The sequence below is a fragment of the Pseudomonas sp. NPDC077451 genome, assembly GCF_044543345.1.
Lineage (GTDB): Bacteria > Pseudomonadota > Gammaproteobacteria > Pseudomonadales > Pseudomonadaceae > Stutzerimonas.
Genome location: NZ_JBITVX010000001.1, coordinates 354,394 through 370,468 on the forward strand (window position 1 = coordinate 354,394; position 16,075 = coordinate 370,468).

General features: G+C 59.5%; 16 protein-coding genes. 11 read left to right on the top strand and 5 right to left on the bottom strand.

Annotated elements, in window-relative coordinates:
• Window positions 1–172: 172 nt before the first annotated feature.
• On the top strand, window positions 173–382 hold the full coding sequence (locus ACIGHL_RS01570) for a cold-shock protein (protein ID WP_128119081.1): 210 nt from the start codon (window positions 173–175) through the stop codon (window positions 380–382).
• 218 nt (window positions 383–600) lie between these two features.
• On the opposite strand, the gene ACIGHL_RS01575 is transcribed toward ACIGHL_RS01570, so the two are convergent.
• Window positions 601–2,256, bottom strand: coding sequence for an electron transfer flavoprotein-ubiquinone oxidoreductase (locus ACIGHL_RS01575; protein WP_046162319.1), 1,656 nt, complete (start codon window positions 2,254–2,256; stop codon window positions 601–603).
• Between the two features lie 330 nt (window positions 2,257–2,586).
• Between ACIGHL_RS01575 and ACIGHL_RS01580 the strand changes: the two genes are divergently transcribed.
• From ACIGHL_RS01580 to ACIGHL_RS01610, 7 genes are all read left to right on the top strand, one after another.
• Entirely contained in the window at window positions 2,587–3,336 is a 750-nt protein-coding gene (locus tag ACIGHL_RS01580; RefSeq protein ID WP_045425680.1) for an electron transfer flavoprotein subunit beta/FixA family protein, read from the top strand.
• The gene (locus ACIGHL_RS01585; RefSeq protein ID WP_046162318.1) at window positions 3,337–4,266 is read left to right on the top strand and encodes an electron transfer flavoprotein subunit alpha/FixB family protein; all 930 of its coding nucleotides are present in this window, start codon (window positions 3,337–3,339) and stop codon (window positions 4,264–4,266) included. It begins immediately after the preceding gene.
• Window positions 4,267–4,392: 126 nt separating this feature from the next.
• Window positions 4,393–5,217 (top strand): substrate-binding periplasmic protein, encoded by an 825-nt coding sequence (locus tag ACIGHL_RS01590; RefSeq protein WP_128119082.1) that lies wholly within the window; start codon window positions 4,393–4,395, stop codon window positions 5,215–5,217.
• A gap of 48 nt (window positions 5,218–5,265) precedes the next feature.
• Window positions 5,266–5,565 carry a DUF4398 domain-containing protein gene (locus tag ACIGHL_RS01595; protein WP_128119293.1) on the top strand — a complete coding sequence of 100 codons (300 nt, stop codon included), beginning with the start codon at window positions 5,266–5,268 and terminating at the stop codon, window positions 5,563–5,565.
• Window positions 5,562–6,368: an OmpA family protein gene (locus tag ACIGHL_RS01600; RefSeq protein ID WP_128119083.1), complete on the top strand. Its 807-nt coding sequence runs from the start codon at window positions 5,562–5,564 to the stop codon at window positions 6,366–6,368. Before ACIGHL_RS01595 ends, ACIGHL_RS01600 begins: the two co-directional genes overlap by 4 nt.
• A 114-nt stretch (window positions 6,369–6,482) precedes the next feature.
• On the top strand, window positions 6,483–7,913 hold the full coding sequence (locus tag ACIGHL_RS01605; protein ID WP_128119084.1) for an aminotransferase-like domain-containing protein: 1,431 nt from the start codon (window positions 6,483–6,485) through the stop codon (window positions 7,911–7,913).
• 21 nt (window positions 7,914–7,934) lie between these two features.
• Window positions 7,935–8,444, top strand: a complete 510-nt coding sequence (locus ACIGHL_RS01610; RefSeq protein ID WP_128119085.1) for a hypothetical protein — start codon at window positions 7,935–7,937, stop codon at window positions 8,442–8,444.
• A 13-nt stretch (window positions 8,445–8,457) separates the two neighbouring features.
• Here the strand turns inward: ACIGHL_RS01610 and ACIGHL_RS01615 are convergent, their stop codons facing one another.
• Entirely contained in the window at window positions 8,458–11,037 is a 2,580-nt protein-coding gene (locus ACIGHL_RS01615) for a bifunctional diguanylate cyclase/phosphodiesterase (protein WP_128119086.1), read from the bottom strand.
• A 139-nt stretch (window positions 11,038–11,176) separates the two neighbouring features.
• Entirely contained in the window at window positions 11,177–11,344 is a 168-nt protein-coding gene (locus ACIGHL_RS01620) for a DUF2897 family protein (protein WP_064503180.1), read from the bottom strand.
• 161 nt (window positions 11,345–11,505) lie between these two features.
• Here ACIGHL_RS01620 and pyrF point away from each other — a divergent pair, with 161 nt between their 5' ends.
• Window positions 11,506–12,201 (top strand): orotidine-5'-phosphate decarboxylase, encoded by a 696-nt coding sequence (gene pyrF / locus ACIGHL_RS01625; protein ID WP_046162312.1) that lies wholly within the window; start codon window positions 11,506–11,508, stop codon window positions 12,199–12,201.
• 45 nt (window positions 12,202–12,246) lie between these two features.
• Here pyrF and ACIGHL_RS01630 read toward each other — a convergent pair whose 3' ends face one another.
• Complete coding sequence (locus tag ACIGHL_RS01630; RefSeq protein ID WP_045425700.1) at window positions 12,247–13,251, bottom strand: NADP-dependent oxidoreductase; 1,005 nt, start codon at window positions 13,249–13,251, stop codon at window positions 12,247–12,249.
• 214 nt (window positions 13,252–13,465) lie between these two features.
• Between ACIGHL_RS01630 and ACIGHL_RS01635 the strand changes: the two genes are divergently transcribed.
• A complete protein-coding gene (locus tag ACIGHL_RS01635) occupies window positions 13,466–14,227 on the top strand; it encodes an SDR family oxidoreductase (protein ID WP_128119087.1) in 762 nt (253 codons plus the stop codon).
• A gap of 14 nt (window positions 14,228–14,241) precedes the next feature.
• Here the strand turns inward: ACIGHL_RS01635 and ACIGHL_RS01640 are convergent, their stop codons facing one another.
• Entirely contained in the window at window positions 14,242–15,438 is a 1,197-nt protein-coding gene (locus tag ACIGHL_RS01640; protein ID WP_128119294.1) for a benzoate/H(+) symporter BenE family transporter, read from the bottom strand.
• Between the two features lie 300 nt (window positions 15,439–15,738).
• On the opposite strand from ACIGHL_RS01640, the gene fliE reads away from it, so the two are divergent.
• Entirely contained in the window at window positions 15,739–16,068 is a 330-nt protein-coding gene (gene fliE, locus ACIGHL_RS01645) for a flagellar hook-basal body complex protein FliE (protein WP_073301514.1), read from the top strand.
• Window positions 16,069–16,075 lie beyond the last annotated feature (7 nt).

A 16,075-nucleotide genomic window follows, 5' to 3' on the forward strand; every position in this document is an offset into this window, starting at 1 on the left:
CGTGCTGAGCGCCCCGACCCCAACCGGGCCTACGCTGATGCGCCGGCGAACGCCAGAAACGTACTTGTCATGGCCGCTGCGCTATATTTGGCGCTGGCGTTGATTCTAAGAAGATCACGCCTGTCCGTTGATCCCCGAGCGGGAATAATAAGAATCGAGTTGGAGAAGTAGGATGGCTGAGCGCGAAACCGGAACCGTTAAGTGGTTCAACGATGCCAAGGGTTATGGATTCATCCAGCGTGGCAGTGGGGCGGATGTGTTTGTGCATTACCAGGCGATTCGTGGCGAAGGCCACCGCTCTCTGGCCGAGGGGCAACAGGTCGTGTTTTCGGTCACTCAGGGGCAGAAGGGCCTGCAGGCGGAAGATGTGGCTGGGTTGTAACCGCCGGCTATTCGCTAAACAGCCGTTCGGCTGTTAGCGAAACTGTGACAGAGCCCCGGCCCAGGCCGGGGCTTTTCGTTTTCAGGGCTTTTTGCTAGGTGGCTGCGCTCTGGTGACCTTCTCGGTGGCACAGATGTTTATCGCAGTCGCCGAAGTAGTGGATCTTAAAAAGCAAAACCCCGCCGAGGCGGGGTTCGCTAAGCTGCAGGGCAGCCTTGTCACATGTTGGGGTAGTTCGGTCCCCCGGTGCCTTCCGGCGCGACCCAGACGATGTTCTGCGCCGGGTCCTTGATGTCACAGGTCTTGCAGTGCACGCAGTTCTGCGCGTTGATCTGGAAGCGTTTGCCACCGTCATCGCTGTCCACCACCTCGTAGACGCCGGCCGGGCAGTAACGCTGGGCAGGTTCGTCGTACATCGGCAGGTTCTTTTCGATCGGAATGCTCGGATCGATCAGTTTGAGGTGAACCGGCTGCTCCTCTTCATGGTTGGTGTTGGAGAGGAATACCGAACTCAGCTTGTCGAAGCTGAGCTTGCCGTCCGGTTTGGGGTAGTCGATCTTCTTCGACTCTGCGGCAGTCTTCAGGCACGCGTAGTCCGGCTTGGTGTCGTGTAGCGTGAACGGAATCTTACCGCTGAAAATGTTCTGGTCGATGAAGTTGAACGCACCGCCCTTGACGGCGCCCCACTTGTGAATCGCTGCGCCAAAATTGCGGCTGGCGTATAGCTCCTGATAAAGCCAGCTGGCTTTGAAACCCTCTTCATAGCCGGTCAGCTCGTCGCCACCTTCACGGCCGGCGAATAAGGCGTCCGCTACCGCTTCTGCCGCCAGCATGCCGGACTTCATGGCGGTATGGCTGCCCTTGATCTTGGCGAAGTTCAGGGTGCCGGCATCGCAGCCGATCAATGCGCCGCCATTGAACACCATCTTCGGCAGCGAATTGATGCCGCCTTTGGCGATCGCCCGCGCGCCGTAGGAAACGCGCTTGCCGCCCTCCAGGTACTGCTTGATCACCGGATGATGCTTGTAGCGCTGGAACTCATCGAACGGGGAGAGGTACGGGTTGCTGTAGGAGAGATCGACGATCAGCCCGACCACGACCTGGTTGTTTTCCAGGTGATAGAGGAACGAGCCGCCGGTGTTATCGTCGTTCAGCGGCCAGCCTGCAGTGTGCACGACCAGACCCTGCTCGTGCTTGGCTGGGTCGATGTCCCAGAGCTCCTTGATGCCTATCCCGTAGTGCTGCGGATCGACATTGGCGTTGAGCTGGAAGCGGTTGATCAGCTGCTTGCCGATATGGCCACGGCAGCCTTCGGCGAACAGGGTGTACTTGGCACGCAGTTCCATGCCGGGGGTGTACATGCCTTCCTTCGGATTGCCTTCACGGTCCACGCCGAGGTCGCCGGTAAGGATGCCGCGAACCACACCCTGCTCGTCGATCAGCGCTTCCTGGGCTGCGAAGCCGGGATAGATCTCGACGCCGAGGTTTTCAGCCTGCTGGGCTAGCCAGCGACAAAAGTTACCCAGCGAAATGATGTAATTGCCTTCGTTGTGCATGGTTTTGGGGACCAGCGCATTGGGCAGCTTGCGAGCGGCTTCGGCAGTCTTGAGCAGGTAGATGTCGTCACGCTTGACTGGCGTGTTGAGCGGCGCCTCCAGTTCTTTCCAGTTGGGAAAGAGCTCATTCAGGGCGCGCGGCTCGAACACGGCACCGGATAGGATGTGGGCGCCAACTTCGGAACCCTTCTCAACGACGCAGACGCTGATTTCCTTTCCGGCATCGGCGGCTCGCTGCTTCAGTCGGCAGGCAGCGGACAGGCCCGCGGGGCCGGCGCCGACGATGACTACGTCGAATTCCATGTATTCGCGTTCCATTGGCTATCTCCTACTCAAGGCTTGATTGTTTTATAGATAGTGGAGGGCTGGATCGTATCCCTGACCAAGCCGAGCTGCCGCATTATATATAGACGCCCGAAAGGGTCCAATACAAACGTTTGTTTGAATTTCTCTCAAGCCTGATAGAATCCGGAAACAGCGGCTTATAACGGGTCATTTGCGTTGTTGACCCCAGCTGTTGCCTGCAGTCAAGATACGGGCAGTTTTGTGCTCGCCGAACAGGTCCGAAGGCTAATGGCGGCCCGGTCCTTGAGCATGGCTCGGTTCGCCTCGGCGAAATTCTATTCACCGGAGAGTAACGAGGAATCCATGAAGATTCTTGTAGCTGTCAAACGAGTGGTCGATTACAACGTCAAGGTTCGCGTCAAGGCGGACAACTCCGGCGTCGACCTCGCCAACGTCAAAATGTCGATGAACCCCTTCTGCGAAATCGCTGTTGAAGAAGCCGTACGCCTGAAAGAGAAGGGCGTGGCGAGCGAAATCGTCGTGGTTTCCATCGGTCCGACCGCTGCCCAGGAGCAGCTGCGCACCGCGCTGGCACTGGGTGCCGATCGCGCCGTGCTGGTCGAGTCCAGCGAAGAGCTCAATTCCTTGGCCGTTGCCAAACTTCTGAAGGCTGTTGTCGACAAAGAGCAGCCGCAGCTGGTGATCCTTGGCAAACAGGCCATCGACAGTGACAACAACCAGACTGGCCAGATGCTCGGTGCGCTGACTGGGTTTGCTCAGGGCACTTTCGCCTCGAAAGTCGAAGTGTCGGGCGACAAGGTGAACGTTGAGCGCGAAATCGACGGCGGCGCGCAAACCGTTGCGTTGAATCTGCCGGCAATTGTGACCACCGATTTGCGCCTGAACGAGCCGCGCTACGCGTCGCTGCCTAACATCATGAAGGCCAAGAAGAAGCCGCTGGAAGTGCTGACGCCGGACGCGCTCGGCGTAACCACCACTTCCACCGTGAAGACCCTGAAAGTCGAAGCGCCGGCCGCACGCAGCGCAGGTATCAAGGTCAAGTCCGTGGCTGAACTGGTCGAGAAACTGAAGAACGAGGCGAAGGTAATCTAAATGACTATCCTGGTTATCGCTGAACACAACAACGCCGTTCTGGCTGCTGCCACTCTGAACACCGTGGCCGCGGCCAAGGCGATCGGCGGCGACATTCATGTGCTGGTTGCCGGTGCCGGTTGCGCTGCGATCGGTGAAGCTGCAGCCAAGATCGAAGGCGTTTCCAAGGTACTTGTCGCCGACGATGCTGCCTACGCCAATCAGCTGCCGGAAAACGTAGCGCCGCTGATTGCCGATCTGGCGAAGGATTACAGCCACGTACTGGCTGCTGCCACTACCAACGGCAAGAACTTCCTGCCGCGCGTCGCCGCCAAGCTGGACGTTGATCAGATCTCTGAAATCATCGCCGTTGAAAGCCCGGACACCTTCAAGCGTCCGATCTATGCCGGTAACGCCATTGCTACCGTGCAATCCAGCGCGGCGATCAAGGTTATTACCGTGCGTGCCACTGGTTTTGATCCGGTCAATGCTGAAGGGGGTTCGGCAGCTGTCGAGCAGGTTTCCGGTACTGGCGATGCGGGCATTTCCTCGTTCGTTGGCGAGGAACTGGCCAAGTCTGATCGTCCTGAGCTGACGGCTGCGAAGATCGTTGTCTCCGGTGGTCGCGGCATGCAGAACGGTGACAACTTCAAGCACCTCTACTCGCTGGCCGACAAACTCGGCGCCGCCGTTGGTGCCTCGCGTGCCGCGGTCGATGCCGGTTTCGTGCCGAACGACATGCAGGTCGGTCAGACGGGCAAGATCGTTGCGCCGCAGCTGTACATCGCAGTCGGTATCTCCGGAGCGATCCAGCACCTCGCGGGCATGAAGGACTCCAAGGTAATCGTCGCGATCAACAAGGACGAGGAGGCGCCTATCTTCCAGGTTGCCGACTATGGCCTGGTTGGCGATCTATTCGAGATCCTGCCAGAGCTTGAAGAGCTGGTGTGACCGACTAGGTTGAAAAACCCGCTCTCGCAGCGGGTTTTTTTATGGGCGCTTGGCTGCGTTGCCCAATGGTAAGATTCCTGCAGGCGCGAGAAGGCGCCTGTCCGATTTCGAACAATGAGGTTTTCCATGCGCTGTGCCGTTCCGCTGAAGTCCGCCTTGCTCGCCTTGTTGTTGGCAACACCTCTCGCGACGCACGCGGCGGCAGCAAAGTGTGACCGGCTGATCGCGACTGGCGGTGCGAACAATCCACCTTTTCTCTGGCGTGATCCGCAAAATCCCAAGCGTCTAGTAGGTGCGAATGCCGATCTGCTGAAAAAGATCACCGACTCGCTCGATTTGAAACTTGACGTGCTCTACACAGGTGACGCGCCGAAGGCGCTTGAGCAAGTGCGCAGCGGCCGAGTGGACGTACTGACCGATGCGGTACTGTCTCCCAGCGAGCTGGCCTATTTGGACTTTATCCATCCATCGATCACTAACTTGCAGATGTCTGCCTGGGTACGTCAGGAGCCGGGGTTCCTCTACTCCAATCGGGAGGATCTGGCAGGTCGCTCGGGCATTTATGTCAAGACGGCTGGCTTTGGCAGTGCATTCGACAGCTATGCCAAAGACAACCCCAATCTGCGCTCGGTGTCGAGCCTGGCCAAGGCGCTAAGCGCACTGTTGGCGGGCAAAGCTGATTATGTGCTGCATGAGCGCTACAGCCTGATTGCATATGCAGCCCGACAGGGATTGCTAGCCGATATACAGCGGTTGGACCCACCGGTTTTCATCCGCGGTTTGCATTTTGCGGTCGCTCACGACTCGGCCTGCAACGGGCCATGGCTGCGCGGACAGCTGGCGATAAAAATGACAGAATTGCGCGCCGCGGGAGTGCCGCAGCAACTGCTGGTGGACAACATCGAGCGCTGGAAGCAGCAGTCAGCGTCGACACGCAATTCGCAACGGTAGGATTTTCACTTGATAAAACATCTTTGCGGCACGCTCGTGCTGTTCGCAATGGTCGGTTGTGCCAGCGATCCCGCTCCCATTGAACAGCTGCGACTTACCGAGCAGGCGTTGAACCAGGCACGCTCGTTGGGCGCTTCGGATCTGACACTGGCTGAGCAGAAACTGGCGGCTGCGGAGGCAGCGATGAAGGGCGAGCATTATCGAGAGGCACGCCTGCAAGCCGAGCAAGCCGAACTTGACGCGCGACTTGCCGAGGCCCGCGTGCTTAATGATAAAAGTCAGCAGGAGCTGGCGGAGTTGCACCGCCGCATCGCGCGCTTGCGAGAACAGCTGGGAGCGTTGCAGTGAAGCCGGTCTATCTAATACCCGCGCTGCTGGTTGCGCTTGGCGCACTTCCAGGTTGCGCGACGCTCGAGTCGCAGCAGCAGCTGGAAGACGCAGCCATGACTTTTCAGAGCATCAGTGAAGTGCCGCAGATCCTTCAGGATGCGCCCAAGGACGTGATGCGAGCGGGCGAGTCACTGGAGCGCGCAAAGCGCTTCGCTGGCTACTGGGGCAGCGCAGAGGATGTCATTCATTATGCCTACCTCAGCAAACGTTATAGCGAGATTGCCCGCCAGCACAGCGAACAGTTACAGAATCAAAGGCGCGCGACCCAGCTGAGCATGGAGCTAGAGCGTCTACGTCAGGCTGTACAGGAAGCCAGGATGCTTGACATGCAACATCAGGGGCGCTGGCTGGAGGATCAGATGGTCAGCCTGGCGGCGGCCGAGACCGATCGCGGTCTGGTCATGACCCTGGGTGACGTGCTGTTCAGGGCGGCCAGTGCCGAACTAGGCGCATCCGCCAACCGCACGCTGCTCAAGGTCGTCCATTTCCTGCAGCTCAATCCCAAGCGGCGGGTCCGGATCGAGGGCTATACGGACAATCGAGGGGATGCGGCCGAAAACCTCGCCTTGTCCAAGGCGCGTGCGCAAACGGTCGGCGACTTCATGCAGAGCCTCGGGATCGATGCGGGGCGTATCGAGGTGGTCGGCTATGGCGAGCAATATCGCGTCGCCGAGAACGCGTCGGCGCGCGGGCGTGCACAGAATCGGCGGGTCGAGATTTTATTTTCTGACGAGCAAGGACGTCTGAGCAGCCCCCGTTGAACTCAGATGGTTAGAAAGGTAACTGACTGTGTCGGCGAGTTAGCGGATAACTGTATTGGTCGTGCATAACGGTGTTGTACTACTGTTATGGTCCAGTTGGCGGAGACGGACGAAATGACCAATCTGTTGCTTTATCAGCGTATTGCACACCAGCTCGCCGACGATATCCGGCGAGGCGTCTATCGCCCGGGCGAGCGGGTGCCCTCGGTGCGCAAAATGAGCATGCAGCTGAACGTCAGCCACGCGACGGTCCTGCAGGCCTATGCCAATCTGGAAGACCAGGGCATGATCCGCGCCCGTCCGCAATCCGGTTTCTACGTTCATCACACTCCCGCACTGACCGCGCCTACACCGGATATCGCTCAGGTCGAACGGCCGACGTTGGTCACCCGCAGCAGCATCATCAATCAGGTGCTCAGTGAGTCGCGCCGTGACGGGCTTATACCGCTGGGTGCCGCCGTACCGCACGTGGACTATCTGCCGGCTCGTGCGTTACATCAACAGCTCGCCAAGGTCACTCGTTTCCAGAGTCAGCAGGCGTTCAGCTACATGTTCAGCCCCGGCTACGAGCCGCTGCGCCGGCAGGTGGCGATTCGCATGCGCGACGCGGGCGTGGTCGTCGGACCTGACGACGTGGTGATTACGCACGGCTGCGTCGATGCGCTGCAGATGTCCTTGCGCGTGCTGACCAAACCCGGCGATTTGATCGCAGCGGAGTCGCCCAGTTACTACGGTTTGCTGCAACTGGCCGATTTGCTCGGGCTCAAGGTGATCGAGATCCCTTGTGATCCGGATACCGGGCTTAGCCTCGAAGCGTTGCAGCTGGCGGCCAGCCAGTGGCCGATCAAGGCGCTGGTACTGACGGCGCGTTTAAGCAATCCGCTCGGTGGCAGTGTTCCCGACGTACGGCAGAAGCAGTTGCTGAAGCTGGCAGCGAATTTCGACATTCAGATTGTCGAAGACGATATCTACGGCGAGTTGCTGTTCGACGTAGGATCGATCCGGGCGCTCAAATCCAATGATACCGAGGGGCGGGTGATTTATTGCTCAAGCTTCTCCAAGACCATTTCACCCGGTGTGCGTATTGGCTGGATTATTCCTGGCCGCTACCGTGAAGAGATAAAGCGTTTGCAGACCTTCAGCACGCATTCGGCCTGCAGTGTTACGCAAATGGGCGTTGCCGCGTATTTGGAAAATGGGGGTTATGACCGCCATTTGCGCTACATCCGCCACGAGTACCGGAAGAATCTCAGCGCTTTCCAATTGGCCGTGCAACGTTACTTCCCGGAAGGCACTCAGATGACTCGACCTACGGGCGGTTTCATCCTCTGGGTCAGCTTACCGGCCCGGGTGAATACGAAGGATCTGCATGTCCAGGCGTTGAAGCGTGGGATCAGCATCGCGCCGGGTCTGATTTTCAGCAACACTGAGCAGTTCAATCACTGTGTGCGGCTCAACTGCGCGCTGCCCTGGACGGCCGAGGCGGAGCGAGCATTGAAGACATTGGGTGAGCTTGCTGGAGAGCTTTGCCGACAATCGAGCTAATTGATACGAGGAGGGCGGGAGATGAGATGGCTGATGTTGGTGGGGCTATCGCTCCTTGGCGCCTGCGACAAGGTTCCGGATCAGCCTGCGCCTCCTGCACCGCCCAAGGTCACTGTTTCGACGCCTGATACTGCTGCGCCGGTAATAGCCGAGCCCAAGCTGGATGCAAGGGATCGCCCGGAGAGCATCGAGATCGAAACCGAGTCGGCTTTGGTAGCGAACCCCGAACCATCACCAAACGAACCCGCGGCCCCTCCGCCAAAGGTCAAGGGTGCACCCGCCGCTGCGCCAAAGACCAAGCTGGAGAAGGTGGAACTGCCCGAGCCGGATCTCGACCTGAGCCTACCGGAGGATTGGACCGAAAGCCTCGGTCCAGCGGACGAACCGACGAACCTGAGTTTGCTGCCGCCGCTGTTCGAATCCACCCAGGATTCTCGCTCGCTGCAGATGAGCGGCGAGCTTTTGCCAGGAATGGCCCAGGACGAAGCCATCATCGATGGGGCGCAGATCAATTTCGAACTCAAGCGTTGAATGTGCTGACGGATTATGGATTCGCCTCGTCGGCCAGACGGGCCTTGCTGAGCAACGCGCTGAGCTCCTTCGCGGGCAGCGGATGGCTCATATGGAACCCTTGCAGTTCGCTACAACCGTCAGCCAGCAGTAGGTTCAGCTGTTCCAGCGTTTCCACACCTTCAGCGGTAACGCGCATACGCAAACCACGGCCGAGGTCGATCAACGCTTTGACAATGGAATGGTTTTCTACTGAGAGGGACATGCCCGCAATGAAACTGCCGTCGATCTTGATCATGTCGAACGGGTAGTTACGTAGGTTGCTCAGCGATGAGTAGCCAGTGCCGAAGTCATCCATTGCCAGCCGCAGGCCGAGCGATTTCAGCCGATTGAGCACATCCAGAGTGCTCTCGTTTTCCTGCAGCAACGCGGTTTCGGTAATCTCCAGTTCCAGTCGGTTTGCGGGCAAGCCACTATCACCGAGCGCGCTGACTATCACCAGGTAGAGATCGCCAATGCGAAGTTGCAGCGGCGATAGATTGACAGACACGACCAGGTCATCAGTCCAGTTCGCCGCCTCGAAGCAGGCCTCGCGCAGCACCCATTCGCCCAGTGGCACGATCAGCCCGGTCTCTTCTGCCAGCGGAATGAATTGTTCGGGTAGCAGTAGGCCCCGGCTGGGATGGTGCCAGCGCAGCAACGTTTCAGCTCCATTGATACGCATGTCTTCGCTCAGATAACGGGGCTGGTAATACGCTTCGAACTGACCTTCGGCAATTGCTTGGCGCAGCTCGTCTTCCTGATTGCGCCGTTCATGTAGTCGCTTGTCCATCTCGACGCCATAGAAGCACCAAGTGCCACGCCCGTCGGCCTTGGCCTGATACAAGGCGATGTCGGCGCACCGCAGCAGCTCGCTGGCCTGGCTGGCATCGGTAGGCGCCAAGGCAATTCCGACGCTGGCGCCTATATGAATCTGCTTGTCCTCATAGCTGAATGGCTCGCTGATGGCACCGACAACGCGGGCACATAGCGCCTCAATGTCTTCGTTGTGTTGTAGGCGGCTCATCACCATGACGAACTCATCGCCGCCCAGGCGGGCGACCAGATCGTCACCTCTGATGCACTGTTTCAGACGGTTGGCGACACCGATAAGGACCTCGTCGCCAGCGCCATGGCCGAGGGTGTCATTCACCGGCTTGAAGCGGTCCAGATCGATATAGAGAACGGTCAGCCGCGACGCGGTGGTTAGTGAATTAAGTTTGCTCTCGAGGTAATCGCGCAGCCGGTTACGGTTGGGCAAGCCGGTCAAGGCGTCATGCTGAGACAAGTATTGGACACGAGCCTGTGCCTTGGTCTCTTCGGTGACATCGCTGGCAGTGCCGCGATATCCCAGCAGTTGGCCGCCGTCGTGGATCTCCCGGGCAGACAAGCGGCAATACCGCACGCATCCATCCGCGGCGTGGTAGCTGCAACGCAGCGGCACGTTGTGTTTACTGCTCAGCCATTCCTGAAGTGCGGCGTGATCAGTGACCAGCAGGTCGATCAGCGGGCGGCCAATCCAGGTCGCAGGCACATGCCCGGTAATTTCCTCGAAGCGGGCAGACAGGTAGGTGAGATGTACGTGCTGGTCCGTTTCCCATATCCAGTCGGAAGCAGCTTCCGCCACGTCACGAAAACGCTCTTCCCTGGCCGCCAATGCGGTGCGGCTGATCACCAGACGCCTGTAGCTGGCGTCCATGATGCGGACGGTTTTGAGTGCCTGGCACAACAGCAGCCAGGCCAGCAGGCTGAGCCCGAGGGTGACCGCGCCGAGCACCGGCAACGTGATCCACAGCAGATAATCACCGGGTTGCGACACGCTCCAGATAAAACGCACTGGCGAGCCATCGAGCCTGTTGAGTTTGACCTGTGCACCCTCGATTTGCTCGTTGTCGCGGTCTGCGCGCAGGCCTTCGACGGCGTAGGCTTCTCCGAGGTCAAGCAGCCACTTGGGGTCCATCAGGTCGACAAAGACCAATACCGAGGCAGGGCCGGGTTGCTCTTCGATATCGCTGCCGCCGGTGGTCATCACTGCAGCAGTCGCCATGGCCGGATGGCCTTCGGCGGTAAGTATGCCAGCGGACGTCTCGTCATCCTCAAGGGCTATCCGGGCATCGGTCAGCAGTGTTTTTAGCCCGTTCTCAAGCCATTGCCGCGCATCGACCTGAAGGAGTTCGCCGCGGATGACCGAGTAGGTGGTTTTCCCGTCCGGATCGATCACGAAAACGGCGTCGTAGCCAAAATCCTGGTACAGCGAAGGCCCCAGGTTTTCTTGTTCGTATGCCCAGTTCAGGTTCACCCGACTGCTCAGATTGGCATAGGCATCACCCCAGAACGCGTTATCCGCCACGTGGCGGCCCATGCTGCGTTGGTGCGCTTCAAACGCCTTACCCGTCAGGAAGCGCTCCCGCACAAGCGCATCACTGTCAATAGTGCTGGCGATTTGGATAACCGCAACCGCAGCCGCCAGAAGCGCGGCCGCCAATAGGCAGGCGATGCCGGGCAGGGTGCGACGAGCGAAGGCGCTTTTAGCGTTGGGGTCGAGGTTGTCGGTGAGGGAGCGAGATGCTGACATTCAATCATCCTGTTGAGAGGATGAATGATCGCCTGAATCATGGCTAAAGGCCATCGGCGGCCGCTGATTGTAGCACTTTATAGACGCGCGGTTCATAGGTGCCAAGCCGAGTGGACGCAATGCTACGCCAAGGCTGTGTTCAGCGATCCCGAGCGTCTTGGGCATCTGCCTCGGCATTACGCTGAGCGATGCGCTGTTTTTGCTCGTCGGTCAGCGGAATCTTGCGGGCCCCTGCGCGCAACATCAGCAAGCCGCCGATGATTGTTCCGATTACGAGAGCCAGTAAAAGCCAGATATACCAAGGCATGCGAGTTCTCCAGTAGCTTGATCGGTATGTGCACCACCTTACGCCCGGCTGCAGCGTTAGGCCATCCCGGCGCGGGCTATGGCCTTGCGGGCGTCTGAGCAGCTCCGCCGGTTACCGGTTTTTCTGCGACAATACGCGCCGAATTTTGCCGAGGACGTGCCATGCCCTGCCAGACTCCGATCATCGTTGCGCTCGATTTTCCCTCCCGTGATGCTGCGCTGGCATTGGCCGGCCAACTGGACCCGGCTCTGTGTCGCGTCAAGGTCGGCAAGGAACTGTTCACCCGTTGCGGCCCACCGGTGGTGGAAGCTTTGCAGGCCAAAGGCTTCGAGGTGTTTCTCGACTTGAAATTCCACGACATCCCCAACACCACGGCTATGGCCGTCAAGGCGGCAGCAGAGCTGGGCGTGTGGATGGTCAACGTGCATTGCTCCGGCGGCCTGAGGATGATGACCGCTTGCCGGGAAGCGCTGGATAAGCTGAGCGGGCAGAAGCCGCTGCTGATCGGCGTTACGGTGTTGACCAGCATGGAGCAGGCAGACCTTGCTGACATCGGCCTGGATCTGCCGCCGCAGCAGCAAGTATTGCGTCTCGCAGGGCTGGCTGAGAAGGCGGGGCTGGATGGGCTGGTCTGCTCGGCTCAGGAGGCGCAGCCCTTGAAGGCGCAGTTCGCCGGTTTGCAGCTGGTGACGCCGGGCATTCGTCCCGCCGGCAGCGCAGCGGATGATCAGCGGCGCATTCTCACCCCTGCGCAGGCGATTACAGCAGGTTCAGATTATTTAGTGATCGGCCGCCCGATCGCCCAGGCCGCCGATCCAGCTCAGGCGTTGGCAGCAGTCGTTGCAGAACTGGCGTGATCGATTAGCCGGCCGCTATCGCGGCGACCGGCGATTTTAGCCCGCTCAGCTGACCTTCAGCACCAGCTTGCCGAAGTTGCCGCCGGTGAACAGCTTCATCAATGTCTCTGGGAAAGTCTCCAGGCCCTCGACGACATCTTCCTTGCTCTTCAGCTCGCCGCTCTGCATCCAGCCAGCCATGTCTTTCATGGCTTCTGGATAACGTGAGACATAATCCATCACCACCATGCCTTGCATACGCCCGCGGTTGACCAGCAACGACAGGTAGTTGGCCGGGCCTTTGACTGCCTCCTTGTTGTTGTACTGGCTGATAGCACCGCAGATGACGATGCGCGCCCCAACGGCAATGCGCGTCAGCACTGCATCGAGGATGTCGCCGCCCACGTTGTCGAAATAGACATCAACGCCCTTCGGGCATTCGCGCTTCAGCCCTGCTGCAACATCCTCACTCTTGTAATCGATGGCGGCGTCGAATCCGAGCTCCTCGGTGAGGAAGCGGCACTTGTCGGCGCCACCGGCGATCCCAACTACGCGACAGCCTTTGATTTTGGCGATCTGCCCCGCGACGCTGCCAACCGCTCCGGCTGCACCGGAAATCACCACGGTTTCGCCGGCTTTCGGTTCGCCCACAGACAGCAGACCGAAGTAGGCGGTCATGCCAGTCATGCCTAGTGCAGACAGGTAGCGAGGCAGTGGCGCCTGGTTCGGATCAACCTTGTAGAAGCCTTTCGGCTCACCGAGAAAGTAGTCCTGCACGCCCAGCGCGCCATTGACGTAATCGCCTTCGGCAAACCCTGGATGTTGGGAGGCGATGACCTTTCCCACGCCGAGGGCACGCATCACCTCGCCAATGCCGACCGGGGGGATGTAGGACTTGGCATCGTTCATCCAGCCCCGCATGGCTGGGTCAAGCGACAGGTATTCGTTCTTGACCAGTATCTGGTTCTGGCCGAGTTCGCCCAGCGGTTTTTCCGCGTACTCGAAGGTTTCGCGGTTAGGTGCGCCAACCGGGCGCTTGGCCAGCAGGAACTGGCGATTGGTCTTGTCCATGGAAACCTCTTTTGTGTGCAAACCCTTGGTTTAGCCTCCCTGGCGCAGCACTGCAAGCAAGGCGGGTGCGCTGGAATGCATTGGCATCCGCGTGAGTGATATCGCCATCCCCTGCTTAATCGAAGGGAAGGATGGCGGTATAACCATGACCAGGGTTTGGCTTGTAGTCACATTCGGACTCGGCGCCTTCATTAATTCGATCAGGGTATCTAGCATGAGCATGTCTTTTTCCGGTCAGGTTGCATTGGTTACCGGCGGTGCGGCAGGCATTGGCCGCACGACAGCATTGGCGTTCGCCGAGCAGGGGCTGAAGGTAGTCGTGGCTGATGTGGATGAGCAAGGCGGGGCGGCTTGCGCCGAAGCCATTCATGAGGCTGGCGGCGAGGCTGTATTCGTGCGCTGTGACGTTACCCGCGACGCGGAGGTCAAGGCGATGGTCGAGCAGGCGGTGGCGACCTATGGGCGCATCGACTACGCCTTCAACAATGCCGGAATAGAAATCGAACAGGGCCGCCTGGCTGAAGGCAGTGAGGCCGAGTTCGATGCAATCATGGGGGTCAACGTCAAAGGCGTCTGGCTGTGCATGAAGTACCAGCTGCCGCTAATGCTCGCACAGGGCGGCGGCGCCATCGTCAATACGGCGTCGGTGGCAGGCCTGGGGGCAGCGCCGAAGATGAGCATCTATTCGGCGTCCAAGCATGCGGTCATTGGCCTGACCAAGTCGGCAGCCATCGAGTACGCCAAGAAGAAAATCAGGGTCAACGCCGTCTGCCCGGCTGTGATCGATACCGACATGTTTCGTCGTGCTTATGAGGCGGATCCACGCAAGGCAGAGTTCGCCGCTGCCATGCATCCGATAGGTCGTGTAGGCAAGGTTGAAGAAATTGCCGCTGCAGTGCTCTATCTCTGCAGCGATGGTGCGGCCTTTACCACCGGCCACGCGCTGGCGGTCGATGGCGGTGCCACGGCAATCTGATTCGCTGGGGCGATTCAGGCCGATCCCTTGGGTGCGCTGACGATCAGCAGCGTCAGCACACCCGCTACCAACCCCCACAGCGCAGAGCCGATGCCGAATAGGGTCAGGCCCGACGCCGTCACCATGAAGGTAATCAGCGCCGCTTCGCGCTCACGCGGTGTTTGCATGGCCTGGGTCAGGCCGCTGCCGATCGAGCCGAGCAGTGCTAGCGCTGCGATGGATAACACCAGGGCAGCCGGGAAGGAGGCGAAGAGGGCAGCCAGGGTGGCGCCGAAAATTCCGGCGATGCCATAGAAGACGCCGCACCAGACGGCTGCGGTATAGCGCCTTGCGGGGTCCGGATGTGCTTCCGGGCCACTGCAGATGGCCATGGTGATCGCGGCCAGATGGATGCCATGAGAGCCAAAAGGTGCCAGCAGCACCGAGGCGATGCCGGTCACCGAGATCAGTGGCGATGCCGGCACCTGATAGCCCTCAGCGCGAAGCACGGCCAGCCCCGGCATGTTTTGCGAGGCCATGGCAATCACGAATAGCGGAATGCCAATGCTGAAGATGGCGGCAAGCGATAGATCCGGTGTAGTCCAGACCGGCGCTGCGACTTCCAGGCTCAGCTGACTGAAGTTCAGCAGACCCATCATTGCCGACAGGCCGCAGCCAATTAACAGCGCCGAGAGCACCGCATAGCGAGGCTGAAAGCGCTTGGCGAGCAGGTAACTGAAGAACATGCCCAGCACCAGCACTGGCTGAACTTCCACGGCGCGAAAAATCTCGCTGCCGATGTTGAACAACACCCCCGCTAACAACGCCGCCGCCAGCGAAGCAGGCACCTTGCGCATCAGCCGCTCGAAGCTGCCGGTAAGCCCGCAGAGCGCGATCAACGCTGAGGCGAAGATGAAGGCACCGATCGCTTCGCCGTACGGAACGCCAGGGAGGCTACTAATCAATAGCGCCGCACCGGGCGTCGACCAAGCGATGACAACCGGCGTCCGGTAGCGCAATGACAGTCCAATGCTGCATATCGCCATGCCAATCGACAGTGCCCATATCCACGAAGAGATTTGTCCGCCGCTGAGCCCAGCGGCTTGCCCGGCCTGAAACATCAGCACCAGCGAGCTGGTATAGCCGGTGAGCATGGCAATGAAGCCGGCCACGACGGTAGAGGCCGAGCTGTCCTTGATTAGGTGGTGAGGCGGGGCGGCGGTGGCGGTCATCGTCAGCTTTGGGTCCGGATTCAAGGATGGATACGCCGGGGCGAACTCGCTGACGGACCAGGGCTTGGCCTACTTCAACGCATCGCGCCAGCGATACACGACAGGCTAGGGGGTTGCGCGCTTCGCGTCGCGGTACAGCCAGCAGCGTGATCAGCGTAACAGTGCCCTGACCTTGCTTGGCGCCGTTCGTCTCCCGCGCGGCGGCGGATAGGAATGGTCGTGCGGACAATGGCACCGATGTTGCTATTACTCCTGTGCCTGCTGCGAGGCGTCAAAAAAACCGCAGCTGTTGGAGGAATGATGAGTCAGGGTATTGAATTCAATCGCTTGATGCTGGAAATGCGGGCCATGCAGACCGATGCAATGGCACGCTCCAAGCCCGTGACTGCGGCCCCAGAAGTGGGCGCGCCGAGCTTTTCCGACATGCTCGGCCAAGCCGTCAATAAAGTGAACGAAACCCAGCAGGCTTCCAATCAGTTAGCTACTGCTTTCGAGATGGGCCAGGGTGGCATTGATCTGACCGAAGTCATGATCGCGTCACAGAAAGCCAGCGTTTCCTTTCAGGCCATGACTCAGGTGCGCAACAAGCTGGTCCAGGCGTATCAAGACATCATGCAGATGCCGGTCTAAGGCAGGA

Bases quoted from the DNA above. Each gene is read 5' to 3' on its own strand.
- ACIGHL_RS01615 (WP_128119086.1), bottom strand. From the start codon at position 11,037: ATGTCAGCATCTCGCTCCCTCACCGACAACCTCGACCCCAACGCTAAA.
- ACIGHL_RS01580 (WP_045425680.1), top strand. From the start codon at position 2,587: ATGAAGATTCTTGTAGCTGTCAAACGAGTGGTCGATTACAACGTCAAG.
- ACIGHL_RS01570 (WP_128119081.1), top strand. From the start codon at position 173: ATGGCTGAGCGCGAAACCGGAACCGTTAAGTGGTTCAACGATGCCAAG.
- ACIGHL_RS01595 (WP_128119293.1), top strand. From the start codon at position 5,266: ATGGTCGGTTGTGCCAGCGATCCCGCTCCCATTGAACAGCTGCGACTT.
- ACIGHL_RS01605 (WP_128119084.1), top strand. From the start codon at position 6,483: ATGACCAATCTGTTGCTTTATCAGCGTATTGCACACCAGCTCGCCGAC.
- ACIGHL_RS01590 (WP_128119082.1), top strand. From the start codon at position 4,393: ATGCGCTGTGCCGTTCCGCTGAAGTCCGCCTTGCTCGCCTTGTTGTTG.
- fliE (WP_073301514.1), top strand. From the start codon at position 15,739: ATGAGTCAGGGTATTGAATTCAATCGCTTGATGCTGGAAATGCGGGCC.
- ACIGHL_RS01585 (WP_046162318.1), top strand. From the start codon at position 3,337: ATGACTATCCTGGTTATCGCTGAACACAACAACGCCGTTCTGGCTGCT.
- pyrF (WP_046162312.1), top strand. From the start codon at position 11,506: ATGCCCTGCCAGACTCCGATCATCGTTGCGCTCGATTTTCCCTCCCGT.
- ACIGHL_RS01630 (WP_045425700.1), bottom strand. From the start codon at position 13,251: ATGGACAAGACCAATCGCCAGTTCCTGCTGGCCAAGCGCCCGGTTGGC.
- ACIGHL_RS01620 (WP_064503180.1), bottom strand. From the start codon at position 11,344: ATGCCTTGGTATATCTGGCTTTTACTGGCTCTCGTAATCGGAACAATC.
- ACIGHL_RS01575 (WP_046162319.1), bottom strand. From the start codon at position 2,256: ATGGAACGCGAATACATGGAATTCGACGTAGTCATCGTCGGCGCCGGC.
- ACIGHL_RS01610 (WP_128119085.1), top strand. From the start codon at position 7,935: ATGAGATGGCTGATGTTGGTGGGGCTATCGCTCCTTGGCGCCTGCGAC.
- ACIGHL_RS01640 (WP_128119294.1), bottom strand. From the start codon at position 15,438: ATGACCGCCACCGCCGCCCCGCCTCACCACCTAATCAAGGACAGCTCG.
- ACIGHL_RS01635 (WP_128119087.1), top strand. From the start codon at position 13,466: ATGAGCATGTCTTTTTCCGGTCAGGTTGCATTGGTTACCGGCGGTGCG.